This window comes from uncultured Limosilactobacillus sp. (genome assembly GCF_934202705.1).
Taxonomy (GTDB): domain Bacteria; phylum Bacillota; class Bacilli; order Lactobacillales; family Lactobacillaceae; genus Limosilactobacillus.
Genome location: NZ_CAKPYE010000008.1, coordinates 44484 through 70745, shown reverse-complemented (window position 1 = coordinate 70745; position 26262 = coordinate 44484). Strand labels below are relative to the sequence as shown.

22 protein-coding genes and 1 other annotated feature are annotated in these 26262 nt (G+C 40.6%); of the genes, 5 read left to right on the top strand and 17 right to left on the bottom strand.

Features of this window, described 5'->3' with window-relative positions; all coding sequences use genetic code 11:
- Window positions 1-10 precede the first annotated feature (10 nt).
- Window positions 11-1525 carry a glutamate/gamma-aminobutyrate family transporter YjeM gene (gene yjeM / locus Q0C76_RS06425; protein ID WP_295731150.1) on the bottom strand — a complete coding sequence of 505 codons (1515 nt, stop codon included), beginning with the start codon at window positions 1523-1525 and terminating at the stop codon, window positions 11-13.
- Between the two features lie 296 nt (window positions 1526-1821).
- Between yjeM and Q0C76_RS06420 the strand changes: the two genes are divergently transcribed.
- The 3 genes from Q0C76_RS06420 to Q0C76_RS06410 all read left to right on the top strand — a co-directional run bounded on the left by Q0C76_RS06420 (window position 1822) and on the right by Q0C76_RS06410 (window position 4617).
- Window positions 1822-2223, top strand: a complete 402-nt coding sequence (locus Q0C76_RS06420) for a VOC family protein (protein ID WP_295731148.1) — start codon at window positions 1822-1824, stop codon at window positions 2221-2223.
- 84 nt (window positions 2224-2307) lie between these two features.
- On the top strand, window positions 2308-2835 hold the full coding sequence (locus Q0C76_RS06415) for a GNAT family N-acetyltransferase (RefSeq protein WP_295731145.1): 528 nt from the start codon (window positions 2308-2310) through the stop codon (window positions 2833-2835).
- 66 nt (window positions 2836-2901) lie between these two features.
- On the top strand, window positions 2902-4617 hold the full coding sequence (locus Q0C76_RS06410; RefSeq protein WP_295731143.1) for an AarF/ABC1/UbiB kinase family protein: 1716 nt from the start codon (window positions 2902-2904) through the stop codon (window positions 4615-4617).
- 33 nt (window positions 4618-4650) lie between these two features.
- On the opposite strand, the gene Q0C76_RS06405 is transcribed toward Q0C76_RS06410, so the two are convergent.
- The 6 genes from Q0C76_RS06405 to Q0C76_RS06380 form a co-directional block, all read right to left on the bottom strand.
- Entirely contained in the window at window positions 4651-5079 is a 429-nt protein-coding gene (locus Q0C76_RS06405; RefSeq protein ID WP_295731141.1) for a CopY/TcrY family copper transport repressor, read from the bottom strand.
- Window positions 5080-5536: 457 nt separating this feature from the next.
- A complete protein-coding gene (locus Q0C76_RS06400) occupies window positions 5537-5962 on the bottom strand; it encodes a nucleoside-diphosphate kinase (RefSeq protein WP_295731140.1) in 426 nt (141 codons plus the stop codon).
- Between the two features lie 422 nt (window positions 5963-6384).
- The gene (locus Q0C76_RS06395; protein WP_295731138.1) at window positions 6385-6552 is read right to left on the bottom strand and encodes a hypothetical protein; all 168 of its coding nucleotides are present in this window, start codon (window positions 6550-6552) and stop codon (window positions 6385-6387) included.
- Window positions 6552-6875 (bottom strand): hypothetical protein, encoded by a 324-nt coding sequence (locus Q0C76_RS06390; protein ID WP_295731137.1) that lies wholly within the window; start codon window positions 6873-6875, stop codon window positions 6552-6554. Before Q0C76_RS06390 ends, Q0C76_RS06395 begins: the two co-directional genes overlap by 1 nt.
- Window positions 6853-8151, bottom strand: a complete 1299-nt coding sequence (locus tag Q0C76_RS06385; RefSeq protein WP_295731134.1) for a Y-family DNA polymerase — start codon at window positions 8149-8151, stop codon at window positions 6853-6855. Before Q0C76_RS06385 ends, Q0C76_RS06390 begins: the two co-directional genes overlap by 23 nt.
- A 98-nt stretch (window positions 8152-8249) precedes the next feature.
- A complete protein-coding gene (locus tag Q0C76_RS06380) occupies window positions 8250-9650 on the bottom strand; it encodes a PLP-dependent aminotransferase family protein (RefSeq protein WP_295731131.1) in 1401 nt (466 codons plus the stop codon).
- A 102-nt stretch (window positions 9651-9752) separates the two neighbouring features.
- On the opposite strand from Q0C76_RS06380, the gene Q0C76_RS06375 reads away from it, so the two are divergent.
- Window positions 9753-10439, top strand: a complete 687-nt coding sequence (locus Q0C76_RS06375) for an AzlC family ABC transporter permease (RefSeq protein ID WP_295731129.1) — start codon at window positions 9753-9755, stop codon at window positions 10437-10439.
- On the top strand, window positions 10436-10759 hold the full coding sequence (locus Q0C76_RS06370; RefSeq protein ID WP_295731126.1) for a branched-chain amino acid transporter permease: 324 nt from the start codon (window positions 10436-10438) through the stop codon (window positions 10757-10759). The genes Q0C76_RS06375 and Q0C76_RS06370 overlap by 4 nt, the downstream gene beginning before the upstream one ends.
- A 90-nt stretch (window positions 10760-10849) precedes the next feature.
- On the opposite strand, the gene Q0C76_RS06365 is transcribed toward Q0C76_RS06370, so the two are convergent.
- The 10 genes from Q0C76_RS06365 to Q0C76_RS06320 all read right to left on the bottom strand — a co-directional run bounded on the left by Q0C76_RS06365 (window position 10850) and on the right by Q0C76_RS06320 (window position 26253).
- Window positions 10850-12250 carry a DHA2 family efflux MFS transporter permease subunit gene (locus tag Q0C76_RS06365; RefSeq protein ID WP_295731123.1) on the bottom strand — a complete coding sequence of 467 codons (1401 nt, stop codon included), beginning with the start codon at window positions 12248-12250 and terminating at the stop codon, window positions 10850-10852.
- 216 nt (window positions 12251-12466) lie between these two features.
- The gene (locus tag Q0C76_RS06360; RefSeq protein WP_295731120.1) at window positions 12467-13468 is read right to left on the bottom strand and encodes a 2-hydroxyacid dehydrogenase; all 1002 of its coding nucleotides are present in this window, start codon (window positions 13466-13468) and stop codon (window positions 12467-12469) included.
- A 31-nt stretch (window positions 13469-13499) separates the two neighbouring features.
- Complete coding sequence (locus Q0C76_RS06355) at window positions 13500-14573, bottom strand: AEC family transporter (protein WP_295731118.1); 1074 nt, start codon at window positions 14571-14573, stop codon at window positions 13500-13502.
- A 284-nt stretch (window positions 14574-14857) separates the two neighbouring features.
- Window positions 14858-15625, bottom strand: coding sequence for a sulfite exporter TauE/SafE family protein (locus tag Q0C76_RS06350; protein ID WP_295731115.1), 768 nt, complete (start codon window positions 15623-15625; stop codon window positions 14858-14860).
- A gap of 14 nt (window positions 15626-15639) precedes the next feature.
- Complete coding sequence (locus Q0C76_RS06345) at window positions 15640-16269, bottom strand: GntR family transcriptional regulator (protein ID WP_295731112.1); 630 nt, start codon at window positions 16267-16269, stop codon at window positions 15640-15642.
- Window positions 16270-16282: 13 nt separating this feature from the next.
- The gene (gene glyA / locus Q0C76_RS06340; protein ID WP_295731110.1) at window positions 16283-17518 is read right to left on the bottom strand and encodes a serine hydroxymethyltransferase; all 1236 of its coding nucleotides are present in this window, start codon (window positions 17516-17518) and stop codon (window positions 16283-16285) included.
- Between the two features lie 135 nt (window positions 17519-17653).
- The gene (locus tag Q0C76_RS06335; protein ID WP_295731108.1) at window positions 17654-21970 is read right to left on the bottom strand and encodes a BspA family leucine-rich repeat surface protein; all 4317 of its coding nucleotides are present in this window, start codon (window positions 21968-21970) and stop codon (window positions 17654-17656) included.
- Window positions 21971-22210: 240 nt separating this feature from the next.
- A complete protein-coding gene (gene brnQ, locus Q0C76_RS06330) occupies window positions 22211-23578 on the bottom strand; it encodes a branched-chain amino acid transport system II carrier protein (RefSeq protein WP_295731105.1) in 1368 nt (455 codons plus the stop codon).
- Window positions 23579-23649: 71 nt separating this feature from the next.
- Window positions 23650-23892 (bottom strand) — a binding site (T-box leader).
- 218 nt (window positions 23893-24110) lie between these two features.
- Entirely contained in the window at window positions 24111-25331 is a 1221-nt protein-coding gene (locus Q0C76_RS06325) for an NAD(P)/FAD-dependent oxidoreductase (RefSeq protein WP_295731102.1), read from the bottom strand.
- 19 nt (window positions 25332-25350) lie between these two features.
- Window positions 25351-26253, bottom strand: a complete 903-nt coding sequence (locus Q0C76_RS06320; RefSeq protein WP_295731099.1) for a prenyltransferase — start codon at window positions 26251-26253, stop codon at window positions 25351-25353.
- Between the last annotated feature and the right edge of the window lie 9 nt (window positions 26254-26262).

Below are 26262 nucleotides of genomic sequence, written 5' to 3'. Positions count from 1 at the left end.
TTTTATAATACTAGTCTTTGTTAATTGTATTTGTGTTAGCAACATGGTGCTTCTTAGCTTGGTGATTGTAGAAGAACAATGCAACCAATCCAAAGAAGACCGGACCGAAGATCGTCCAGAATGCTGTTTGGTAATCACCCGTCAAGATTGGGTTCAAGCAGGTAAAGATAATCCCAAAGGCAACAACACAGAACACAAAGATGGAAATTGCGTTAGCTGATGCTTGACTCTTGAAGAAAACAAATGGACGATCAATTCCATTACGCTTCTTGAAGAATGGAAAGGCACCGACGATGAACAGGTATGGTGCAGATGATGCAACGTTAGCCATGTTCGTCAAGATTTGGTAGAACTTTTGTGCACCAGAACCACCAAATGAAATCGCAAAAATCAAAATTGCAATTACCCAGAATTGGATCCACATTGCAAATGATGGCATCCCATGCTTGTTTAATTTCGTCATCCGTTCTGGCCATAACCGCTTATCTGAACCAAGAACTAAGGCCTTCAGCGGTGAGTAAACCATAACGAAGAAGGAACCAACATAAGCACAGAACATTCCTAAACCAGCAAACCGGGTTAGCAGGTTACCAATAACTAATGCAGTGCCATGTGAAAGCCCTAAAGCATCTCCCATAACAACCCCGGCATTGTTCATCATGACATATGTAATGTTCCCTAAGGTAACATCCTTACCACTAAGCACTTGTTGCCAGTTGGTGCAGACACCCCAGAAGAAGATCATGAATGAGTACAGAACCGTGATGACAATCATGGAAATAACCATCCCTTTAGGGAATGTCTTGGCAGGATCCTTCATTGAGTCCGTCAAAGTACCCATTGATTCAATCCCACCATAAGCAAAGATTGCATAAACAACAAATGAAAGAAGTGCAATTGGGGATTGGAAGTTCGGGTTTGGTGAAATGAAGAAGCTCTTAATTCCATGGATTGGTTCCAGAACCATTCCTTTTTGGGCGATCCAAATCACAATCGCAATCACAACGAATAATGCAGACATGATAGAAACCATCGTCCCACCCAGGGAACCGATTTTTTGAATTTTATCAACACCGTGTGATGCGGTAAAAGTACATACAACCATCCAAAGAATGGCTAAGATCCCAACAAATTGGGTTGCTGTCAAGCCGAAGAATGCCCAAGTAGTGGTCTTGTCGGATCCAAAGATCAACGAAGACATTGGAATCCAAATCTTTGATGAAGTTGATACCATCCAGATCAGCCAGTTAGCTAACCAAATAAAGGTCCCAACGAACGCGAACCGTTCACTAACTGAAAATTCCAGCCAGGAGAAAATTCCCCCTTCGGCATTGGGCATTGCTGAACCATATTCGGCAATCATTAAAGCTGCTGGCAGGAAGAAGAAGATCGCTGCAACAACATACCAAAAAATGGAAGCATAACCCATTTGGTAAAAGGCAACTGGTGAGTTGGCGAACCCGAACACGGTCGTAAAGACCATCAGGACCAAACTGGCCAGGCCAATTTGTTTTTTATTTGACATTATTTTTCGCTCCTCTGTATAAAAATAAAATGTCTATAAATGCTTCAATCATATTATACGACTGATTGAAGGAAGTGTCGTCAGATATTCGTAAAAAAACATATCAAAGCGTCAATAATGTCTTATTTTCTTAAATTTTAATTCTGAAAGCGATTACTTATTTAATTTATGTAAGTTATCATATGTCTTTTACAGGTTCCGCTTTCCAGGATTGATCTTGACTACTTCTAACTTCACAATTGAGGACGTTTACTTTAAAATTAAAGTTGATTTGCAAAAAGTGAGGTAAATGAATTATGAAAATGCGCAGGATTGATCATATTGTATTAACGGTTAATGACTTAGAAGCGTCACGTCGCTTCTACCATGAAGTCTTCGATATGCCAATCGTAAACAATCAAGCCAAACAAAATGAACATATTGTGACTTTACGTTGTGGTCACCAATTAATCCGTCTTCAGGATACTAAACGGCCACAAAACCAATTGCAGGCTAGTCATCCCACCCCAGGTTCAGCGGATCTCTGTTTGGTTTCTGGGGATGATCCTGAGGATGTTCTTCATCACTTAAGATCGTATTATGTGGACGTTATTCGCAAACCGCAACCTAACCAAGGTGCTGAAGGTGACATGACTTCGCTTTACTTGCGCGATCCTGATCAAAACCTCATTGAAATATGCTTTTACAAAAATAAATAATTTATTACATTTAACGGTGTTAATTAAACAACAATCCCGTTATAATTTAGTTGAGTGCTTTTATTGAACAGGAGGAATCAAATTATGGGAGAACCTATTTACATGCGAAAAGCCACTTTAGATGACTTGGATGCAGTCTATGCAATTATTGAAAATGCCCGCCAATTATTAAAGGAAGACGGCAGTGACCAATGGCAAAAGGGCTACCCTTCAAAGCTTAGTATGCAGCAGGATATTGAAGCTAATTCTTGCTACCTCTTGATGTACGGTCACACAATTGTTGGTACTGGTACATTAATGCTCCAAGGTGATACTCACTATGCTTACATTGTTGATGGTAAGTGGAATCATGCTGGTCACCCATTTGGTACTATTAATCGGATTGCTATTTCTAGTGGTTACCGTGGTAAGCACTTTGCCCGTTACATTATGTCAACTTTGATTTCACTTGCATATGCCAACGGTGTTCGTGATTTACGGATCTCAACTCACGAAAAGAATAAGCGAGTTCATAATTTAGTATTAGACTTTGGCTTTGTTCAACGTGGGAAAGTTTACACTGGCCCATCTGATGATGACTTGCGGGTCGCCTACGAACTAAATCTTGAATAAAATCACTAATGAATCAAGCCGTCCTACCATTATCGGTAGTACGGCTTTTTTAAGGAGTATGAACTAATGACCAAGCCAATTTCCCAAGCTGAACGAATCAAGGAAATCATGAGCGTTTTACGACGTCACTCTTTCATTAGCAATTTCTATCATCAGACTAATCCAGATGAGGTTTTGGCAACCTTTCATGAACTAGGACCGACTTTCATTAAATTGGGGCAAATGCTATCCACACGCCCTGACCTGGTTTCACCAGAGTACATTAAGGCGTTGCGGACATTGCAGGATAAGGTTCCTGCTGATGATTATCAAACCGTTGCCAAAGTATTTCTAGATGAGACCGGCAAAACAATTGATCAAACTTTCAAAACTTTTGCGAAACACCCATTTGCTTCTGCATCAGTTGGTCAATGTCATTACGCAACCTTACCTAACGGCACTAAAGTTGTCGTAAAAATTCAACACCCAGCTGTAAGCCGGCTCATTAAGGTGGACTTAGCATTGTTTAAAAAAGCTGTTCGACTCATAAAGTATGTTCCTGGTGATTTCAGCGTCGTTGATTTTAATGCCGTCATGGACCAACTCGCCGCCTCAATTTTGAGCGAAGTCAATACCATGCACGAAGCTGAAAATGGCGAAAAATTTTACCAGCTGAATCATGGCGACGGCATTATCGAAGTTCCCCGAGTTTTTATTAAAGAATGTCATCCAAAGATTTTGGTGAACGAAGCGATGCCAGGTAAAAGTATCAAATACCTCATGAGCAAGCCCGTTCCGGATGATCATGAGCAAGCTCAACAATTAAAAGAGCTGCAAAAAAACGTTGCGCAAATTTTAGTGAAGAATTTTATTAAACAAGTATTTGAAGATCGTTTTTTCCATGCTGATCCGCATCCTGGAAATATCCTCTTCTATCAAGTGCCCGACGATCAAACAATCCCCGATCATGAATATGATAAAACTTTTGGTAAGACTGAGGTTCACTTTAGTACCCACCATGTCTTGCCGCCTTACCGACTGGTTTATCTCGATTTTGGGATGATGGGTACCCTCTCCAAAGCAATGGCCGATGGCATTGCTAAAATTGTTCTGGCCTTACCAACTAAGGATAATTATCAAATCAGTCAAGCCGTTTTAAACGTCTGCAACCGGACTGGTGAAGTTGATGAACAAAAATTCATTCGTGAATTTAGTCGTTTCCTGCAGCCCTATTTAAACGCACAATTGGCGACGCTTGATATCCCTAATTTTATCTATTCGATTACACAATTGTGTCATGATAACCATTTACAATTACGTCCAGAAGTAACGTTGCTATTTAAAGCCTTTGGTACTTTAGAAGGGACCATCGCCAGATTAGATCCATCCTTGTCGATGATGGAAGTTGCCAAACCGTTTGCTTGGCACTACTTTAAAGAACACTTTGATATAAAAAACTCTTTCATTGAACATGCTGGGACGGCTTACAATGGGATCAAAGCCACTGCCCAATTACCCCAAAAATTAACCAGAACACTCGATCAAGTCACTAGTGGCGAGGCTCGCATCAATCTCCATTATGTTGGCCAAAAAAAAGTCTTAAACCAATTCAACAAATTATTAAATCGCTTATTGGTTGTCATTATGTTAGCGTCACTGATTTTGTCGTCGTCGATTCTGGTGGTCGGCAGTCGTGACCGATTTATCTACCGCTTGGGGGTTACCGGTTGGCTAATTGCAATTATCGTGGCACTATTTCTGGTCATCTCCACCCTTCACCAACGGTGGAAAAATAAACATTAATCAAAACGGGAAGTCATAGAATGATTTCCCGTTTTACTGACAACGCTGACCTCCAGGAACACAGTTACAATCAACCATTTTCGGCGCTGTTTTAGCTTTTTCTTGTAATAATATTTGTAATTTTTTTATATCAGCCTGACTTAGTTGGTGCTTTTCAATCACATGGAGCAGGGTTGAGCCGATATGCATTTCACAAAGACTGCCAAAAAGCTCATCAACTGCCATATCCATAGTACTTTGCTCTGCAACTAATGGTTCATAAATAAATCGCCGTCCTTGCTGGGTGGTTTTTAACGCCTTTTTCTGAACTAACCGGCGCAACAAGGTTTTAATCGTCGCTGGTTTCCAATCAACTTTGCGTTGTAAAATTTCAATGACCTGCGTACTGGTAACCTGATTGAGTGTCCAGGCAATTCTCATGACCTGCCATTCTGCAGGACTAATTTCTAAACCCTTATTCATATTTTCACCTCATTTCTTTAAGTCTACAGTTGTAAATATAATAAGTCAATTTCTGCCTCTTTGAGATAACCACTTTCTAAGATTGCGCGAAGAAACCATCTCGTTCAAATATAACTTCCATAATCACCGCCATTGGGTCATTGATAATAAATGACTATTTTATTATAAGATAATTGACAAATATTCTTAATTTAATTTTTTCTCAGAAAATTCTCACTAAAAATTTGAATTTTTTTAGTTTTTGACTTTATTTTAAATGTGTATGGTTGTATTATATCTATCGTGGTTAAGAAATAAAGCCACCTGACAAGGCTCATCCCCGATCCTTGTTAGTAGAATAATATTAGCCACTGAATATTGACATTCAGTTTTGGATTGGTACTAGTTTCTACAATATAGCCACGTGGAAATTAGTAATCAATCTATAAAAGATCGAACCAACCGGTTCGATCTTTTTTTAGTATTCCGGAAACCAAATTTTGATTTCGCGTTGCGCATTCGCAGTATTATCAGAAGTATGGATAATACTGCGTAGGACTCCATCTGGCCATTCTCGTCCATAATCGCCACGAATGGTGCCCCAAGCAGCTTTACCTGGGTTAGTGGCTCCTGCCATTCTATGGATCGATTCGACCACGTTCGTACCTGCAATAATGATGCCAACAATTGGTCCCTCCATCATGTAATTCAACAACTCTGGGAAAAACGGCTGATTAACCTTATCGAAGTAGTGTTGGCGAAGCTTTTCAGCAGAAGGCTGCATCATTTTCAAGGCGACAATTTGATAATCCTTTCGTTCAATTCGTGAAATGATGTCACCAATATGGTGAGTTTTAACGCCGTCCGGTTTTACTAAAACTAATGTTTCTTCATTTTTTGTCATAATTTCCTATTCCTTTCATGGTTGTTTTCAGATTATCATATTCCATATTTTTTGAAAACGTTTTCTAAATAATTCTTTGATAATTACTAAATTTCTATAAAGTCTGTAACGGTTCTGTAATATTATCGCGCCGGTTTAGTAGAATGGAGTCGTAATTAGTGAGAATGCTAAGGTTCTTACTTAGCTGGAGGAATTAATTATGAAAAACGAAGCAAAACAAATTTTGAAAAATACATTAATTTTGAGTATCTCAACGAGTCTAGGGTATGTAATTGGTGATACCTTACAAAAGGTAACGGCAAAAGAAAATTAAAATGTTGCAGTGAAAGCGTTACCATGATAATATAATAGACAGATGACATACTACTTTCATAAAAGGAGCCTGGTGGACTGTTCTATCCGCTATGAGGGCTCTTTTTATTTTATCCTTGTGGCCCTTCGTTAGCCTGGATTTGGTGAAAATCACGGATGGCCTTGCGATGCTCCGAAAGAATAAAGCCGCCCCACTTTATCTTGCCTCGATCATGGTAGTAGTACTTGAAAAAATTTTCGGCCACCTTTAAAGCCTCATAATCAGTATAATAGCGCATTATTGGCTCACCTCCCGTGACAATCTTTGGTATTCTGAAATGGCAAAATTATAATAACGAAAAGTAAAGTGATACTTAGTCCTAATCTCATTCAAAATGACTATCAATTCGTCAAAAGTACAATCGCCTACCGTCCCAATCGGAATCGATCGCGTAAAATGGTGTGGTCGTTGAATATTGAAAAAAAAGGTATATCCGTGTTTTGGTGAATAGTGATTAACAATAATCCAATAACGAACCAGAACGATATTATTTTTAAAATGCTGATCAAGCTGTTCAATAATTTTTTGACCAGCTTTTTTAGTCCAAACTTTGTCCACCATTGTGGCCACCTACCAATTTACTTCTAGCAATAAAAGTTGCTCCTTTTTCTAAGCTTGAGGCTCGAACAATTGCTGTTTTACCAAACCGATGGCGTAGCGTGTCCATCGTACTTTCCAATTGCATTCGCTGAGTCACCTTAGGATGGAAAAGATCTAGCTGCTCACCAAAACGGGATGATAGCCTCGTGCATGCCACCCCTAAATGGCGAATGGTGGCGTGCTGATCCCAATATTTTTCAAAGAGCCAAATTAATTGATCATTAATCTGGTTGGTTTCAGCAGTGGAAACGGGCAACTTTAGTGAATGAGCAAAGCCAGTTTGACCATTCTTATCGAGCACCCCCATGGAATAGCCAACATATAAATGGATCCCTTGACACTGCTTATTCTGAGCACGGAGTCGCGCTGCTACCTGAGCACCAATCTCTTTTAAGACCACCTCAATCTCGTCCCGCTGGCGATAATCACGCGGTAAAACCTGCGAATTACCAATACTTTGGTGTCGAATGTGCATGGTTTGCGTCATTTGGGTACGGTCAATACCCCAAGCTGTCGCGTATAATTGGGTGCCAATAATCCCTAGTTGTGATTTTAAGTAAAACGGATCTGCATGCGCTAAATCGTCAACAGAATAAATGTTAAGACGATTTAAGCGGACTTCAGTTCGTTTGTTAATTCCCCAAACATCAGTTAAATGCTTAATCCGCCAGATTTTCGAACGAACAGTATGATTAGTAATTACCCCAATTAATTCGCGATTATGCTTTGCATAACAATCTAGTGCAATCTTTGCCTGGATTGGGTTGTTTCCTAAACCAACCGTTAATACTAATTGCTCGCGCTCTAAAACTTCCCGTTGAATTTTTCGAATGACTTCGAGAAGATTATTACCGAATAACCGCCAGGAATGGGTCAGGTCCAATAATGATTCGTCAATCGAATACGGCATCAAGTCTTCATCAGCAACATACTCATTAAAAATCTGGTTCACAGCCATGTTTTTTTCAATATAGAGGTTCATTCGCGGTGGTACCACAATCAGATTAGGGTCATCTGGCAGGTCCCGTCGTCGGTTCACATTGGTGATATGATACAACTGTTTAGCCATTGGTGAAGATGCTAAAACAAGCCCACTCCCCGTATTTGCCGCTTCAGACATGACCACTAGCGGAGTCGTCAGCGGATCTAAGCCACGTTCAGTACATTCGACAGTTGCATAAAAAGACTTGTTATCAATAAATGCAAACACTCCCGCTGGTTCTTCTTGAGTAATCATTAACTCGCCTCCGCAAACATTTGTTCTTATGTATTATATATCATAAACGCCTGTTCGTGAAGCAAAAAATCACCCGCTAATTGGGTGATTTCATCATGCTAAATTAAACAATTTTGCTCTAAATACTGTTGTAGAAGCTTCAACCCCCGCGACAATTCATTCATGGATTTGGTTCCAGACAAGGAGACCCGTAAAAAGTCGTGCTGGTTACCTGCATTGACTTTAAAACGCTTGGAACTAAAGCAACGAATTCCCTTTTTTAGTAGATCTGCTTCAATATCCTGACCTTCTGAGCGAGCACTGACTGGTAAATTACGAAAATAGGCCAATTCAGTGATCTCATTTGGTGAACTTTGTCCATAAATCTGGTCAAAAATATGGTTAGCTTGTTTGGCTAAGGATAATTTATGATCAATAATTTGATAGACTAACCCCTGTTTAATAATATTGGTTGCTATGGCACTGTTAAGGGTTGAGGTTTTAACCATCGTATTAAAGAAGCCATTTTCCACTTGTGATTGAAACTGTCGCGGAAAAACAAGATAGCTAATGCGCAATCCTGAGGCAACCACTTTGGACATGCTACAAACATAGAAAGTTTGCTGTGGTAGAAGCTGCATTAATTTTACTGGATGGTCTGGATTAAACTTAGTTAAAAAGCTCATGTAATCATCTTCAATAACTTTGAGATGGTGCTTTTTCATGATTGCTGCGAGTTTTTGCCGTCGGGCGATTGGCATGGTAATCCCTAGTGGATTGCTATACTCCGGCATCAGATAGATCCCTGCCAAATGATTATTTAGACACGCCTTTTCTAATTGATCTGGAATCATTCCCAAATGATCATTTTGAACCGCCACTAAGTGGATATTATTCAGCTGCGCTGTCGCAATCAGATTGCCATAAGTAAATTCATCGACAGCAATTCGGTCACCACTCGAAAACATTGTCATTAAGAGCAACGTTAATGAATTTTCTCCACCAGGCGTAACAATTACCCGTTGACTAGTGTTCAGACTAATCCCGAGCCAATTTAAATATTCTAAAAAGGCCTCTTTATCTACCAACCGCCCAGTCGGATCATCATAAGTAAGTAGCTGACTAGCTCCTTCTTTGACCGTTTGTTTGATGATGCCATCAAGTAAATGGTTAGTTTGCTCAAAGGAAGCCACAAACCCCAGCTCAATCATTGGTAATCGTTTGGTATTAACAGTTAATGGATCAATGCCGTTCGAACTGACAAACGTTCCCTTACCATGAATTCCATAAGTTAGTCCATACTGGGCGCTTAACTTATAAGTTCGCGTCACCGTGGTGAAATTAATATCTAAAAAGTCAGCCAGTTCCCTCTGTGGTGGTAACTGAGTACCTGGTTTTAACTGGCCATTATTGATCGCTGACGTTAATTGTTTAAGCAGACTGCGATAAAGCGGTCGTTTGAGTTTAGTTTTATCTGGATACCACGTCAGCTGATGATGACTAAAATCATTAATTGGCATTGTCAAACCTCTTTTTTGTAATGCATACAATTTATCTCTTGTATGCATATTAAAAGTCCACTAAGATTAAGTCAAATTTTTATTCTAAGGAGGTTGGACGCAATGCGTAAAGAAGCACGTTTTGCTTTTCAAAAAACTTTCCCAGTGATGCTCGGCTTTATTTTCCTCGGCATTAGCTATGGAATGTACATGCACAAATTAGGGTTCAGTTTTGTCTATCCATTATTAATGGCTGCCATCATTTTTGCAGGTTCAATTGAATTTATTATTGCTAACTTATTAGTGCAAAGTTTTCAGCCATTAACCGTCCTCGTGCTCACATTACTGATCAATTCTCGACACATCTTTTATGGAATTACCATGTTGAAAAAATATTCGCAGGCAGGAAAACTCAAACCAATTTTAATTTTTGGCATGTGTGACGAATCTTTTTCACTCAATGCAACACTGGATGTCCCCAAAACACTCAATCGATCACTAGTTTATTTCTACATTACTGCTTTGAATTACTTTAGTTGGGTTTGTGGTGCTGGATTAGGCGGTCTCTTAGGAACACTGATTCATTTAAAACTCACCGGTTTAGGCTTTGTCATGACAGCCCTGTTTATTGTCCTTTTTACTGATCAATTAACTAAGCCAACCTCCCAACGCAACGCACTAATTGGTTTAGTCACTGCCTGGATTTGTCGTCTGTTCTGTGGAACTGATACTTTTTTACTCGTAGCATTATTAGTACTAGTTGGACTATTTTCAATCAATTATTTTAGAAAACGAGGTGTCCTTCAATGACGACAACTCAACAAATTCTTTCAATTTTAATTGCTGCGTTAGTTACCATGGCGACACGATTTATCCCCTTTTTAATGTTTAATCAATCAAAAGGGCTTTCGCCATACTTAGAACAATTAGGCAAATTTTTACCAGCAGCAATCATGGGCGTCTTAGTCGTCTATTGTTACCGTAACTTATCCTTCGCTGTCCCGAGCAAAGCATTGATTGCAATTAGTGCCGGCATCGTGACCCTCTTCATTCATCTTTGGAAACATAATATGCCCCTCTCGATTTTAATAGGGACCGGTTTTTATATGTTGTGCCTTCACTTCATTTGAATCAATTAATAATTAAACCCAGTGTTCAAATAGAACACTAGGTTTTTATTTGATCAAAATTATATTTTTAAAGCCAGGTGACTGCCTCCATTAATTAGGCTTGACATTGGTTGTCTCTTTATGTTCTTTAGTTAAGGCAACCAAAATGATTCCTAAGATTATCACAAAAATCGTAAATCCGATGCCATAATGAAAACCAACCACAAACTTAACTGCAGTCCGCCCACTAACTGATCGCTCACCAATTCCTAAAAGGCTCGTAGCAATGGCCGTACATATTGCACCAAAAATCTGTTGAACTGTGTTGAGGATTGTTGAACCATCACCCGAATCAGTTGCAGACAGTGAACTCAAAGCACCACTTTGGACTGGCGACATGGCCAATGGCCCGCCAATCATTAAAATCACATTAGCCGTAATGATATAAAAAATTGAAGAATGAATGGTAGTAAAAGCCAACATAATTGCCCCAACTAAGGCAATGATAAAGCCAAAAATGGCTGGTTTTCTAAAACCGATACTATCATAAATTCGACCAGCAACGGCAGATGTTAAGGCATTTATAATCCCACCTGGCAACATAATAATTCCCGTTACAGCTACCGGAATTAGTAAACTATTTTGCAGATACATTGGTAATAAATACATTGCTGAAAGCATCATGCCAAAATCAAGCATCACAATCATGACACAGATTGCAAAGTTCTTATTTTTCAAGGTCTGCAATTTAAGAATTGGTACTGGCAATTTAATCTGGCGAACGGTATAAGCAGCCAACACAATGATGCCAATTGCCAACAGAATCAATACTTGCCATGATTGCCAGCCAAAAGCGCTCGCAAAACTGACCCCTACTACGATGCACGAACAACCGACTGCAGATTCAGTAATAGATAGTTTATCAACTCGCGGTCGGGTAATCTGCTCAATGTTAACTAAGAACTTCATTGTAAATAATAAGGCAATGACTAGGAACGGAACAAACAACCAGAAAACCCAATTCCAGGAAAGGTGTCCTAAAATAAATCCAGTTAAGGTTGGACCAATGGCCGGAGCAAACATAATTACCAGCCCATTTATGCCAATCGCTGTCCCAATTTTATCGGGCGGAAAGACTTGCATAGTTACTGCAAACATAAGCGGAAGAATCAAGCCAGTTCCCACCCCTTGAATCATCCGTCCCAATAATAAAATCAAAAAATTAGGTGCCAAGGCAGAAATAACCGCGCCAGTTATAAAATCAATTAATGCAAATTCGATGATCTGGCGGGTTGTAAACCATTTGGCAATAATACTGGATAACGGTAAGATAATTCCAATCACTAGCATATAACCTGTCACTAACCATTGAACGGTGGATGTGGAGATCGCAAAACTTCTTACCAATGTCGGTAAAGCAATGTTTAATGAAGTCTCGCTAAACATACCGACAAATGCTCCCAATAACATGCCAGAGATCACTAAATAGGGATGCTTAATTTTTTGATTCATTGATTTGATAACCTCTTTTCAATTATTTGAAGACACAAAAAAGGAGTACCTATCTGGTTATAGATAGGTACCCCCTGCTCCCCGTGTTAGTATTAAGTTCATCAATACTAGACGTCTTTAAAAAAGATTACACAAAGATTCTACTATATTGTTATTTTTAAATCAACCACAACATTTAAAATGACTTTGCCATAACTTAAATTACTGATTGAGTAACTAAGCCTCTAAAACATTCTGATTAGTCCCGGTCGTAAAGGTTTCATGGAAATTTTCAAAACTAATTGAAATCATATCCTCCAGCGCTGGTTCAGTAAATGAACCCATGTGCGGGGTCAGCAATACCTTTGGATATAACTTTGCTAAATCACGAACGTCAGCGTTTGGAATTTCATCAACCGAATTGAACTGGTGTCCCATGATATCCTTTTCGTCAACAGTAACGTCGCCAGCATAGCCAGCAATTTCACCGTTTTTCACGGCATTGGCAATTGCTTTAGTATCTGCAATCTCTCCCCGGGCAGTATTAACTAGAATTGCTGAAGGCTTCATCTTTTTCAAGAAATCAGCATCAATGAAGTTTTCATTTTCGCCTGGAAAGTATGGAATATGGACTGAAACAATGTCACTCTCAGCTAAGACCTCATCTAATGGCTTAAATTCGACATATTCACCGGCTTGCTTGGATGGATGTGCATCTGAAGCCAAGACCTTTGTCCCCATGCCTGCATACAAGCGTGCTTCAGCAGTCCCAATCTTACCAGCACCGATAATTCCAACGGTTGATGAATGGATTTCTTTGCTAAATAACTTTGGTGTCACAGTAAAGTTACCCACCGCACTATCAGTCGTGGCAATATTCGTATGACGGAATAATTGCATGCCCAGAGTCATTGCTAATTCAGCAACCGCATATGGTGAATAGTTTGGTACTCGAGCAATCTGGATTCCTAACTTCTTCGCTGCTTTTAAATCAATATGGTTGTAACCGACTGACCGCGTAAAGACATATTTAATCCCATAATCTTCAGCAAAAATCCGCAAGTTCTTCGCTGAGGCTGCACAGTTACCACGAATCAGAACTGCGTCCATCCCTTTTGCTTCATCAACATTGTCATCAGTTAAAAATTCAGTAACTAGCTTCAGATCGAAATCATACTTGTTTAATTTTTTGAAGTATGGTTCTTCAATTGGACGAACCCCATAACAAACAATCTTCATGATGTAACTTCCTTTCTAGAACAATTAAAGCTTAGTGGAAAATTCCGGCGGATTGTAAAATCCCTAATAGCGCAATCCAAATTGGCATCATAATAACCGCAGAAACCGTCGATAGCAATGATGAGTTAGAAGTCAAAATAGCTTCCCGGTCATAACTAATGGCGTATGCAGCTGCGACCGTCGCTGTAGGTGTCGCCATCATAATAACTACGGTTGCAATCGCAACATAGTTTAATGGCAAGATGTGCATTGCGTTTAAGATTAGTAAGATTACTAAGTTTAGTAATGGAACGATAATAACCTTGTTGAATGAGTAGTACCAAGATAATTTGTTAGTAACAGCTTCCTTAATAGAAATTGAACCTAATGTACAACCAATGGCTAACCATGCTAGTGGTGAAGCAAGGGATGATAGATAGTTCAATGGCCGCCACAGCCAAACGGCAGTTTGATCGATTCGGTAGAAAGCTACTTGAGTTAATCCACCAGCAGCAACCCCATTCTTCATCAATGGGACCGTGACTGTTGGCATTAATGGTTGAATCAGCCAAAGAATAAAACCAAGCAAGGTAGCGATCACAATTGGGTTTAAGAACATCTTTTTAATGTTGTCCTTTTCCATCTTTAAACCAGACATCTTAATGTAGGCGTATGAGTATAGGAAGATCCGATAACCGATGTTAAAGATTGAACTGTAGAGAACCCCTTCGGCACCATAAATTGCCCCAACGATCGGAATTCCAAAGAAAGTCGTGGAGCCAAAAGTCGTCAAAATTCCCATAACTTCTTTCCGATCACGCTTTTGTCCTGAATAAAGCAGTGGTGAAATAAAGATCAACAAAATGTAAATGATAAATCCCCAAACGAGCACCCCAATTCCTTGATGCATCGATTTTTCATTAATTGGTTGCATGAAGGAATTAAAGGATAGAGCAGCAATCGCAACCGACAGAACAACTTTCGTCAAAACTTTACCAAATTTTGGACCGAAAACTCCCCGTTTGCGAAGAAAGAAACCAAGTAAAATAATAAAAATCGTTGAAGTAATTGCACTGACGATCGCCTGGTTAGTGAACGTCTTAACAATGGCGCTACCGATATTCATAATCTGTCCCCCTGAGATTAGATAATGATTTAATACTAAAAATAATTGCTGTTATTGCGATGCAATAATATTTCTTTAAATAAATACATTGTGTCGACAACTTGTATACAAGCAATATACTAACAAATAATATTAATATTTCAACCCTTTCTAATAATTTTTGTGGAGCTTTTCACAAACTTTAGCGTAACCAGCGATTGTTAAGCTAAACAAGTTGAGAATTTCACGAAATAAAAAACGCCTCACTCATCACTTGAGCAAAGCGTGATCAATTATTCAGCCAATTAAAGATAGGCTTGTTTGAAATAAATTAGGGCTTGGGTAACCGCTAAAATCGCAATAATCCATCGCATTAGTTTGGCGGAAACATGTCGAACCACAATTGGTCCCAAATAACCGCCAATGAACATCCCCACCGCCATTGGAATCGCATCCCACCAGAGAATATGGGAAGTAAACGCATAGATGATCAAAGCTGCTAAATTAGTGAACGCCCCGACTGCGTTCTTTAAAGCATTGACAACCACAAATTTTTCTTCTGTTAAGTACGTCAGTAAAACCAGCACCACAATTCCGCTAGCGGCACCAAAGTAACCAGCATAAATTCCTACTAGCACTAAGCAAATTGTGTAGAAACAACGTTCCCCAATGGAATGCTGGCGCTGTGGGTTGGGCTGATGCTTTCCAGATACTAAAACCAATGTCCCGGCAATGAGAATAAAGAAAGGAACGACCTTTTCAAAAATGGCACTTGGAAAAGCTAACAATAACCAGCAACCAATCGCCGAACCAATCACCGTAAACAAGGCATAATATAACACTTGACGCCAGTAACCATGTAATTCACGGAGTGAGCCGAGAATTGAGCCCAAACTTCCCCAGATTAATGCTCCGTCATTAGTAACGTTAGCTAAGACTGGCGGCACCCCCACACTCAGCAATAATGGGTATGATGCCAGTGACGCGAAGGACGCTGCTGAAGCTAAGATCCCAGCAATGACACCGCCAAATACTAAGTAACAAATTGTCCCAACCGATGGAATGGTAAACATATTAAAACCCTTTTCTAGTCATTCAGATAGTTTAGATACGAACGAACAGAATCATAAACCCGTTGTAAATGATAGGCAAGGGCTTTTTCTGCTTCATCCAGGTTCCGTTGCCGTAACCACTTGATAATTTCCTTGTGTTCCTCCAGCGACCGACTCATCCGGTTAGGATTATATGAACTTACGTGCCGGGTTCGGGCCGTCTGGGCCTTAAGAATCCCTAAAAACTGGGCCAGCCGCGGATGTCCTGCAATATGCGTAATGAGTTCATGAAAAGCGGTGTCCACCTGGAGATATTCGTCCCAATCATTTTTGGCAGCTGCCTGCTCAAAATGCTCTTCCAACTCATTTAACCGCACAATTGGAATTAAATTAATTGTCTTTTTAAGGGCGAAAGTTTCTAAGAGACTGCGTAATTCATAAACCTCCTGGACTGCATCAACAGTTAATGGAGTCACAATGTTTTCTCGTCCTCGCATTTCAATCAGACCATCTGATTCTAATTGCTTTAACGCTTCCCTCACCGGAGTCCGACTCATATTCAATTGATCAGTAATTTGGTTTTCGGAAATAACTTCATTAGGATGAAATTCGTTATGCACAATGGCACCACGAATATACTCATACGCTTCTTCTTTTCTTGTCATGACTAACTCGCTTTTAGTTAATTGGGTATCGATTGGTTAAGGCTTGAACTCCTTTAGCAACTGATTTTTGAACTGCCGTGTTTTCCGGATCATTTAAGATTTGAGCAATTAAGTCGGCTACTTTACGAACATCACTTTCTACGAAACCACGACTGGTAATCGCAGGCGTCCCAATTCGTAACCCGCTGGTTACAAAGGGACTCCGTGGATCATTCGGAATCGCCTCTTTATTGGTTGTAATGTGCACATGATCTAGCAACGCCTGAGCGTCTTTACCAGTTAATCCAGTTTTGGTAATGTCCAAAACAAGTAAATGATTTTCTGTTCCGCCAGAAACAACGCGCAAATTGGTTGCTTGGTCAAACTCATCTGCCATGGCCGTAGCATTTTTCACCACTTGACCAATATAATCCTTAAATTGAGGTTGCAGGTCTTCATAAAATGCTTGTGCCTTTCCTGCAATGACGTGTTCTAACGGGCCACCTTGAATTCCTGGGAAAAGTGCCGAATTAATCTTTTTGCCAATTTCCAATGAATTACTTAAAATCATTCCGCCGCGGGGACCCCGAAGCGTCTTATGAGTAGTCGTCGTCACTACGTCTGCAACCGGCACTGGGCTTGGGTGATAGCCAGCGGCAACTAAACCAGCAATGTGCGCCATATCAACCATTAGGTAAGCCCCAACTTCGTCCGCAATGTCGCGGAATTTCTGCCAATCAATAATTTTACTGTAAGCCGAAGCTCCAGCAACAATTAATTGTGGCTGGACGTTCTCAGCCAGTTCACGAATTTCGTCAAAATCAAGCTCCTCAGTGTCTGGATTTAAGCCATAGCCATACGATTGATAAATTTTCCCAGAAAAATTGACTTTGGAACCATGGGTTAAGTGTCCGCCAGCATCCATCCCCATGCCTAAAATCGTATCACCCGGTTTTAAAAGGGCCTGGTAAACCGCCATGTTAGCTTGTGATCCAGAGTGTGGCTGAACATTGGCAAACTTAGCACCAAATAATTTTTTGGCTTCATCAATCGCCAACTGTTCAACTTGGTCAATGTACTGACAACCACCGTAATAACGCTTCTCTGGATAACCTTCCGCATACTTATTAGTTAATACTGATCCTTGCGCTTCGCGAACAGCGTCAGATACAATATTTTCAGAAGCAATTAACTCAATTGTGGATTGTTGACGTTCTTCTTCGTGCCGAATTGCTTTCCATAAAGCTGGTGATTTCCCTGCATATTGCATTACAGTTCCTCCTTTTACAACCTGAATGCGTTCACAATAACTTATTATACTAAATCAACCCACAAAAAACGACCCAAGAGTCAGATCCTCTTGAGTCGTTTTAAAAATCAGCGAAAAAGCAACATGATTAATTTGCTAATCCGTTTTCTTTTTACCAAGCTTGGCCAAACCGAAGAGACCAGTCAAGCTAGCAAGGGTTAATCCAACTGCTCCTAGACGAGCATCTTGGTCATTACCCGTTTGTGGTAATTGATGTTGAGATTGCGTACCACTGCTCTTAGCTAGAACAGATTTAGTATCAGTACTGTGATTAAGCTGAGACTGACCATTATTATCATTGCGAGTAGAACCATTGTCGTGCCCTTGAAAGTTCGCAGTGTAATGAATCTTAGTTGAGCCACTAACGGTATTAATAGTTACGTCCTGACCAGCAACTACGTTTTGGCTCGGCACATAACCAGGGACTTCTGGAACTGCATAGTCATCCCAATGCCCCGTACTCCATTGGCCATACGTGACTTTACCAGTAACTTCGTCCACGGTTGCTGTCCGCGTTAAGTGGGCACTTTGCTGATGACTTTCTTGAGTCCCATCTGGTTTTACAATCGTGATTGTCCGCGTAATCGTCTTATTTAAGTCATCATGACTAACTCCACTTGGGTACCGCTTAGCTGGATTATCTGGCAATTTGTCGGCTGCCGTCTTTGGATCAGTCGGTTGCACGGTAACTCTAGCATGTTCAACCTTAACGGAAACAGTTGGTACACCATCAGCGCCGACCGTAACATGGTCAGGAACACGTTGACCATCTACTTGACGCCAACCGGCTGGAATTTGCACATTAACTGGTACTTGCTCGCCAGTCTTCCCCGTTAATAGTGTTGATCCAACTTCGTTACCTTGATCATCTACGTAGGAAATCTTCCCAGTTTGATCGTTAGCCGTATAACTAATGTTAACGACCTGATCACCAGTCTGAACACTAGCTGATGCAGCATCTACTTTAGTTTGCGATGCTGTGTAGCCTGGAACAGCTGGCACCTCATCAAATTCTGGGAAGGTATCTGTTGACCAAGCACCGTAGTGAACATCGCCAGTAACATCATCAATCGTTGCATTTCGTGTTAACGTAACAGTTTGCGTCTTTGAATATGGTTGTTTACCTGGCTTAGTGATCGTAATTGTCCGCGTAATCGTCTTATGCAAGTCACTATAGGTAATGTCGTCTTTAGCCTTATCATCACCAGGAACCTTGGTGCCGTCACCCTTCAAAGGATGATCCTTGGTTACTTGATCCGGTGTTACAGGGATTTGGTTATGCTTAACTCTAACTTGAATCGTTGTTTCCTCATTTTGTGGTTTGAACTTACCACCGGAAACTGCTTTACCATCTTCAGTTACCCAGCCAGCCGGTAAAGAAGGAACAGAAATCTCTGCACCCGTCTTACCATGTACGGTTGTCGAAATCGCATTAGGATCTGTCATAACCTGACCATCGCTACCGATCACATGTTGATGACCATCCCGATCAGTGTAAAGATAGCGGTAGTCCTGATGAGTATCATTGCCAACGTAGTCAATATAGAAATCTTTACTCTTCGGGAATTCATCAACTGGTTGCTGTCCATAGTAAACGTCTACGTAAAAGGTGTGATTAGATTGATTGTAAGTAATGTGTAACGGCGTGGACGCTGCAGGAAGCTTGTTCTCATTTAATTGAGCAGTGTAACCATTAATAACATCGTATGAACCAGTTCCAGCGGTTCCATCATTTGGCGCGGTTGTTCGACCTTGATGCCAATCCTGCCCTCTCATTTCATATGAGTTATTCGGATCTTCACCCTTACCTGAAACATCCGTGTACTTACCATAAGTGATTTTGCCAGTTACCAAGTCTTTGGTAGCCTGCCGATACTGAGTCGTTATCAGTGTCCAGATTGTCTTCTGAGTACCATCTGGCAAGTTTTCAATAATATGGAAAGTTGACGTTACCGGATCATTCTTTTCGGCCGTAGTAACATCTTGTGTTTTATGAACCAAGCGGATCGTTACTGGTTCATTATTTGATGCCTTAAATTTATAATTAGTCGGAATTGATTCACCAGCAGCTAATTTGTAGTTATCAGGAACCTTAACCGTCTGGCTTGGGTCAACCGTTTGATGAGTTACACCAGTAACGGTAAACGATTTAACTGGTGTGGGATTACCCTGAGAATCCTTTTTATCATCATCAACGAATTGGTACTGAATTGATTGCGGATTTGCGGTGTACGTAATATGGAAATCTTGATCCGTTGGCATTTCAGCAACCGATTCAGACCCTTGGAAAATGTCAACCGTCAAATGGTTGTCTTTCTTCCAGTCTGCATTGACATGATCACGAACATACCAATTCTTGAGCCAAATTGGTTGTTCCACTTCTGCCCACCGCTTTTGATTAATTTGTTCACGGTCAGCACCATTTGGAAAATGTAACGTGTAACCATCAGGTGCTAAATCATAAATTGTCTGACCAGCTGTCTGATCACTTTGATATTGTGCATTATGACCATCTTTATCAGTCCAGCTACCAACCACTTTCATCCCATTAGTGGCATTAGGTTCAGCAAAGTTTGGATAAGTGAATGTTCCATCAGCATTTTTAATCATCGGACGTTCAAAAGAACCATTAAAAGTCAGGATTGGATGAATGTTTCCAGGATAATCTTCAATTACTCGATATTGACGATGAACTGATTCCATCACCTGGTAATTACCAGCCAATTTATCGAAATCAGTGTTTCCTTCCGGCTCTGCAATCGTCTGATCGGATAAAGTATTGGAGATCACTTTTTTCACGTTGGGATTTTGGCCAATTTTAGCTAATTGATCAGCTAAAGCATCCTCGGAAGAAAAAACGAAGTTCTCTTGCTGACTGCCAAGTTCTTCAGAGGCACCATTAGTATTCCGTCCGTAGAAATGAACTGTGTTCGCTGGATGCCCCTTTTGATTATTACCGATGTTTTGGGTGTTCAAATCTTGACTTAAGGCATTAGAAATCACAATTAATGGTTGATTACCACTAAAATCTGTGGCCTTTAATCCAGCATTAGCCCACTGATCACCATTCATAGTAATCTTGGCCTTGTTCTTCAGATCAGTAAACATGTCATTGGCCTGAATACCGTTCTTAAGATTCCAGTTAGATACATTGACCGCAGTAATACCAGAACCAGTAAACATATTGTTCAGGTATTCATCCTTAGCCAGACCCCACCTACTCAAATTACCTACGCTGTGCAGGGCTTGAGTTTTCTTAAACATGTTGGCAGTCGAAGTAGCATTGTTTAATTGCCATCCTGAGAGATCACCAACATTCGTTAATTGACTAGCGCCATTAAACATATCGTTAGCCAAAATTACTTGATCAGTCTTCCAATTACCTAGGTTTAAATTGGTCAGATTGGTATCGCCAACTACTAAGTTATCGATATATTTAAAGTTCGAAGTATCCCAATTTTCAATTCCTTGAATTGTCTTTAAATTTGTGTCAAAGGCAAACATGTGGCCCACGGCGCCCATGTTAGGTGAAAATTTCCAAGTATCTAACCCCGTAACACTTTCTAGATGTTGATCATTAGCAAATAAGCCAGACATATCGGTAATGTTCGAGACATCTAATCCAGCTAAGTCGACACTTTTCAATCTTATATTATTACCAGATTCGGCGTGATCACCAGAAAAATGGTAATAATTTGGATCGCCAAAAGCCGCATTCAACTTATTAAGGTTTGTACCGCTAGGCTGGTAACCAACTGCGACAACCTTGTCATTAGCATCCGCTGCCCGTTCAATCGAAATGCTGGTGGCACCCCTCGTTTGAACAAGGTTACGGATAAAGTCATATCGCAAATAGACTTTTTGGCCGGCTGTAATCTTACCAGCATCACGAAAAGACTTGGCATTGGGAATATAAAAATCAGTTCCCTGACCAATATAATTACCCAGTATAATTCCATCACTGGTAGTTGAATAACCCCAATCATTAACATTATAGCGACTTGCGGTCTTGCTTACAGAAAGGTCAGGAACAGGATGTTCCGCATTCTGCTGGTTCGTTGTTTTATTCTTGACTACTAACGTTGTCTGATTATTTGCTGGGTTCGTGTCATTAGTAGTAACTGGCTGTTTATGATCCGTACTTGTTGCGGATACAGTTGTCCCTTTGTCAGTATCCTGCGCTACCTGATGACTATCGATATCAGAAGCTTTATTCGTTGCATTTTGATTTTGCTGACTAACGCTCGTTTCACTAACTGGTTCATGCGCAACATCAGCGTGACCCGTTACCCCCCCTACAAAGGTTAAGCCGATCAATACTGATGCAACCCCCACAGTGTACTTGCGTAGAGCAAACCGTTGGCGTTGTTCTGTCATTTTACGTACTAATTCTTTTCGATTATTACTACTCATTGAACAATGATCCTCCTAATAGTACTTATCATTAACCAATTAATCGTACCATTAGTAGATTTATCATTCAATAGGTTATAACTGAAAAAATAGTCTGGTCAAAGAAGCTCACAAAGGTCCGCGGGCCATGCATTGTTTTACCAATTTATTAATCTAAATTCTTTTTAAGGTTAGTATTCAAATGCGCTATTTAAAAATCCATGACGGGATAATTTAGTCAATGTACTGCACTGATTTTCCCTACTCATCAACCAGCATTGTTTGTTTGCATATTTTCAGAGTATGGCCGACTAACCCAATTATCAGTCCAATTAGCGCAAAGGTTAACCAGCCAAAGCCGAGTTTAAAGAATGGAAAGTAATGCTGTGCAAATTCAACTAACATTTGCACTAATTCGCTTTTTTGCAGCCCCGTTGGTAATGCATGAATCATATCAAAGAATGCTGGAATCAAAGTTAGCCCAGTCGTAACCTGATAAACAATCCGGTCATGTTTAAACAATGGCGAAAGCAGTCCTAAAATGATGAGGGTAATCGCTAATGGATAAAGGAACATCAAAATTGGCGTTGACCAAGTAATAATTTGGTTGAGACCCAAATTGGCAAACAGAAATGATAAACCACAATTAGCGCGGAGAAATGTCCGATAACTAATTCGTGGAAAACGGCGATGAAAGTCTTGTGAAAAAGCGATTACTAACCCCATCGCTGACGTCATACAAGTAATCGTTGCTAAAACCGCCAAAATGGCATTACCAACTGTTCCTAAGTAGTAATTAGAAATTTGGGCAAGGGTAATGCCACCATTAGCAGCGAGACTAAAGTGATGCAGGCTCGTTGCACCTAGCCAAATTAAAATCAGATAAATAATGGCAATTCCTGCAATCCCAAGGGTCCCACTCTTGGCGGTCGCTAACGAAATCTGTTGTGGCTTTTTGATTCCTAGCCCCTTAACCGCCGTAATTACCGTAATGCCAAACGCTAATGAAGCCAGCCCATCCATGGTGTTATACCCTTGCAAAAAGCCATTCGTAAAAGCATGACTAAGATATGTTCCAGTTTCGCTTGCTGACTTGGCAGCGCCGAGTGGGTGCATAAATGCTAATAGAAAAATGATAAAAAGCAGTAAGAGGAATAATGGATTTAAAACTTTCCCAATCAGTGTCGTAATTTTTCCTTCGTGATTGGAAAATCGATAAACCAAACCAAAGAACATTGCCGAATAAATCAACAGTCCCCAACCATTCGCTGTAGCAGGTAAATGTTGGGAAATTCCGATCTCATAAGGCACCGTTGCCGTCCGTGGGGTTGCAAATAATGGTCCTAACGTGGCGTGAACAAGAATTAAAAAGATCAAAGCATAATAACGACCGTTAGGCAAGGCTAAGTCGTAAATTCCATTCGATCTAGTGATACTGATTGCCAGTAATGCTATTAATGGTAACAACACACCAGAAATCAGGAAACCGCTACTGGCCATTAACCAATGACGACCAGCTAATTGGCCCAAATGAACCGGAAAAATCAAGTTTCCCGCCCCAAATAACATTCCAAAAATCAGAGATGCAATAATGATCGACTGTTGAATACTTGCCTTGATTGTTTTCATTTTAATCAATCCCCCTATTTAAATTGTTATCATTATGGTATGAAAAAAGGCGCCCCTATAAGCTCAATGCTTATAAGGACGCCTTCACGCGCGTTACCACCTTACTTTAGAGCAATATTACTATTACTCCCTTACCCCGTACATAGTCATCTAGATACGTTGACGCGATAACGGGCGTACCCGGCTAAAGCTACAATTGTTCTCACCTTAGCCACTCCTAGGCTACTTTCACTCTCTGAGCCAATCCCCACTCGCACTAACTTGGGTTCGCTGACTAGGCAACATTGAGCTAATTTCCTATTCTAAGTGGTTGTTCATACCGTTTGATTGGTATCTACCTTACTCGTTTAATTAAAATTCGTCAAGCATTTTCTAATCATTTTCTAATTTAAACTATAATCGATGCTTGATCTTGTATCTATAGATCTCCGATAAATGGAACACTATGATTGTAATTTAATGGGCAATAATCAAACAGCTTTGAAACTTGTGATTAAAAAGTCTCCATCATGTGGAGACTTTTTGCTTACTTCTAGTGATATAAATCGAATCGACCCTTCGCCATCAATTCCTTCATTCCACCAGTTTCTAGTAAGGACTTATTCATAATCATCTTTTTGATAAACGAGGCTGGGTAGCCACGGTAATGACCACCCATGGCCACTCCAAATGCTCGCGTATTTCCAACTGACGCAACCGTTCCTAATGATTTATACGTGTAGGCTCTAGGGCGCTGACCGCCTTTCACTCGAGCGCTTAAGTCTTTGGCAACATAATTAGCCATTGATAGTGAAATTTGGGCCGTGGTTGGGTATGGACGTTTTCCATCTGGTGGCATAACAGCTGCAACGTCACCGACCATGTATAGCTGATCGTCATCCGGTGCCGTCAAATGCTCAGTATCCATTACCCGACCACGACGCTGCGGCAATCCAGATTCGCCGACCACTGGGCTGCCGCTAACCCCAGTTGTCCAGATAATCGTGTTGGCACTTTCTTCATGCAAAGCTGCATCGTCGGCTTCACCCTGTTTCTTATACAGTACCTTTCCTGGTTGAATTTCGTTAATCAATGCCCCTTTGATAATTTGGATGTGCAGCTTGTTTAATAAATTAACCCCATAATTAGCGAGCTTTTCATCAAACATCGGCAATAACCGATTAGAAGCATCAATCAGCGTAATCTGAATGTCATCTGCATTTACGCCAGCAATTCCTGCCAGGCGTTTTTTAGCGTCATCCAATGCACCAGCCAATTCAATTCCGGTAAAGCCAGCCCCGCAAATGATAATTTTAAGGTCGTTGACATCTTGACTTTGCCGATAATGCTTCATGACAGTAACGAGGTGCTCATGAATCGCCTTGGCTTCGTCCACATTTGCCATTGGCAGACTATTTGCGGTCGCCCCTTTGATCCCGAAATTTTCTGAAACAAAGCCGAGCGCCATCACACAGTAGTCATAATTTAACGGTGCATGATTAGCTAACTCCACTGTTTTATCGGCTGCGTTTAATTTAATTACCCGATCCTGAACAAAGGTTGTAACTGCTGGATCAAGTACGTCTTTAATCGGGTACGTAATTTTGCTGGCTGGCAGGTTACCAGAGGCCACTTCATGCAGATCAGTTGCTTCATAATGATAATCATTCTGATCAACCAGGGTAATGTCCGCCACCCCTTTAATCTTCTTTTGCAATGCAACCACGGTCTTTAGACCTGCGTATCCAGCTCCTAGTACAACAATTTTTTTCATAATAATCCCTCACAATTCATTAAAAGATGATCCCGAGAAAGTACGTCAGCAAGTAAACTCCTGAACCAACCAGGAGAATTTTTACTCCACTGGAGAAGGTTTCGCTTTTCACTTGCTTTGCCATCAATCGCTTGTTCTGCTTATAAACAAAGGGTACAATTACGAGTGTCAGCCAAACCGTAAATGGGGCAATCCGGATAAAGGGTGATAAAATAATTACCAGCATGGCCAAGATATTTTTCATGGTAAATACCCGCAGACCATTAGGGATTCCAATGTAGTGAATAATCGTGGTTCGCTGGTTTCGTTCATCTTCATCCGCGTCACAGAGGTTATTGGCCAGCATCAGGTTGGAAATCCATAACTCATCCGGCAGTGCCACCAGAAAGGTGCGCCAAAGATTCGCCCAGTTCCAAGCGAAGACCTGATAACTGTTCAGATAAACACTGATCAGTAGAATCATAAAACCCATCGTAAATCCTGAAAACAACTCACCAAGCGGTAAACTAGATAACGGATGCGGTCCGGACGAATACAGAATTCCAACTGCAAAACAGAAGATGCCCATCCATAATACTGGAAGCCCCGCCTTCATGACTAACCAAAGGCCCATCAGGGCGGCAATCACGGAAAACGTCACGAGCAACGCTAAGACTAGCCGTGGTGATAGATGCTCGCGACCAATAATGTTAGTCTTTTGCTGATAGTTCACCTTGTCAATGGCATGTCGGTAGTCATTATAGTTGTCCAGCATGTCCACTGCCATATTAAAGAGCAACATGGCAATAAAGAAGACAACTGCCAGAACTGGGTTAACGCTGTGCAAATAATAGGCACTAAAGCAAACTCCTAGCAAAAACGGGATCACGCTTGCAGTTTTCGCCTTGATTTCCACGAGTTCCAAAAAAACATCAACTGACATTCAATTCCA

What these genes read in the sequence shown, in the direction of transcription:
- Q0C76_RS06420 (WP_295731148.1), top strand. Translation starts at nt 1,822, where the DNA reads ATGAAAATGCGCAGGATTGATCATATTGTATTAACGGTTAATGACTTA.
- Q0C76_RS06345 (WP_295731112.1), bottom strand. Translation starts at nt 16,269, where the DNA reads ATGACAAGAAAAGAAGAAGCGTATGAGTATATTCGTGGTGCCATTGTG.
- Q0C76_RS06335 (WP_295731108.1), bottom strand. Translation starts at nt 21,970, where the DNA reads ATGAGTAGTAATAATCGAAAAGAATTAGTACGTAAAATGACAGAACAA.
- yjeM (WP_295731150.1), bottom strand. Translation starts at nt 1,525, where the DNA reads ATGTCAAATAAAAAACAAATTGGCCTGGCCAGTTTGGTCCTGATGGTC.
- Q0C76_RS06410 (WP_295731143.1), top strand. Translation starts at nt 2,902, where the DNA reads ATGACCAAGCCAATTTCCCAAGCTGAACGAATCAAGGAAATCATGAGC.
- Q0C76_RS06370 (WP_295731126.1), top strand. Translation starts at nt 10,436, where the DNA reads ATGACGACAACTCAACAAATTCTTTCAATTTTAATTGCTGCGTTAGTT.
- Q0C76_RS06400 (WP_295731140.1), bottom strand. Translation starts at nt 5,962, where the DNA reads ATGACAAAAAATGAAGAAACATTAGTTTTAGTAAAACCGGACGGCGTT.
- Q0C76_RS06385 (WP_295731134.1), bottom strand. Translation starts at nt 8,151, where the DNA reads ATGATTACTCAAGAAGAACCAGCGGGAGTGTTTGCATTTATTGATAAC.
- Q0C76_RS06320 (WP_295731099.1), bottom strand. Translation starts at nt 26,253, where the DNA reads ATGTCAGTTGATGTTTTTTTGGAACTCGTGGAAATCAAGGCGAAAACT.
- Q0C76_RS06405 (WP_295731141.1), bottom strand. Translation starts at nt 5,079, where the DNA reads ATGAATAAGGGTTTAGAAATTAGTCCTGCAGAATGGCAGGTCATGAGA.
- Q0C76_RS06380 (WP_295731131.1), bottom strand. Translation starts at nt 9,650, where the DNA reads ATGCCAATTAATGATTTTAGTCATCATCAGCTGACGTGGTATCCAGAT.
- glyA (WP_295731110.1), bottom strand. Translation starts at nt 17,518, where the DNA reads ATGCAATATGCAGGGAAATCACCAGCTTTATGGAAAGCAATTCGGCAC.
- Q0C76_RS06350 (WP_295731115.1), bottom strand. Translation starts at nt 15,625, where the DNA reads ATGTTTACCATTCCATCGGTTGGGACAATTTGTTACTTAGTATTTGGC.
- brnQ (WP_295731105.1), bottom strand. Translation starts at nt 23,578, where the DNA reads ATGAAAACAATCAAGGCAAGTATTCAACAGTCGATCATTATTGCATCT.
- Q0C76_RS06375 (WP_295731129.1), top strand. Translation starts at nt 9,753, where the DNA reads ATGCGTAAAGAAGCACGTTTTGCTTTTCAAAAAACTTTCCCAGTGATG.
- Q0C76_RS06390 (WP_295731137.1), bottom strand. Translation starts at nt 6,875, where the DNA reads ATGGTGGACAAAGTTTGGACTAAAAAAGCTGGTCAAAAAATTATTGAA.
- Q0C76_RS06365 (WP_295731123.1), bottom strand. Translation starts at nt 12,250, where the DNA reads ATGAATCAAAAAATTAAGCATCCCTATTTAGTGATCTCTGGCATGTTA.
- Q0C76_RS06415 (WP_295731145.1), top strand. Translation starts at nt 2,308, where the DNA reads ATGGGAGAACCTATTTACATGCGAAAAGCCACTTTAGATGACTTGGAT.
- Q0C76_RS06395 (WP_295731138.1), bottom strand. Translation starts at nt 6,552, where the DNA reads ATGCGCTATTATACTGATTATGAGGCTTTAAAGGTGGCCGAAAATTTT.
- Q0C76_RS06325 (WP_295731102.1), bottom strand. Translation starts at nt 25,331, where the DNA reads ATGAAAAAAATTGTTGTACTAGGAGCTGGATACGCAGGTCTAAAGACC.
- Q0C76_RS06355 (WP_295731118.1), bottom strand. Translation starts at nt 14,573, where the DNA reads ATGAATATCGGTAGCGCCATTGTTAAGACGTTCACTAACCAGGCGATC.
- Q0C76_RS06360 (WP_295731120.1), bottom strand. Translation starts at nt 13,468, where the DNA reads ATGAAGATTGTTTGTTATGGGGTTCGTCCAATTGAAGAACCATACTTC.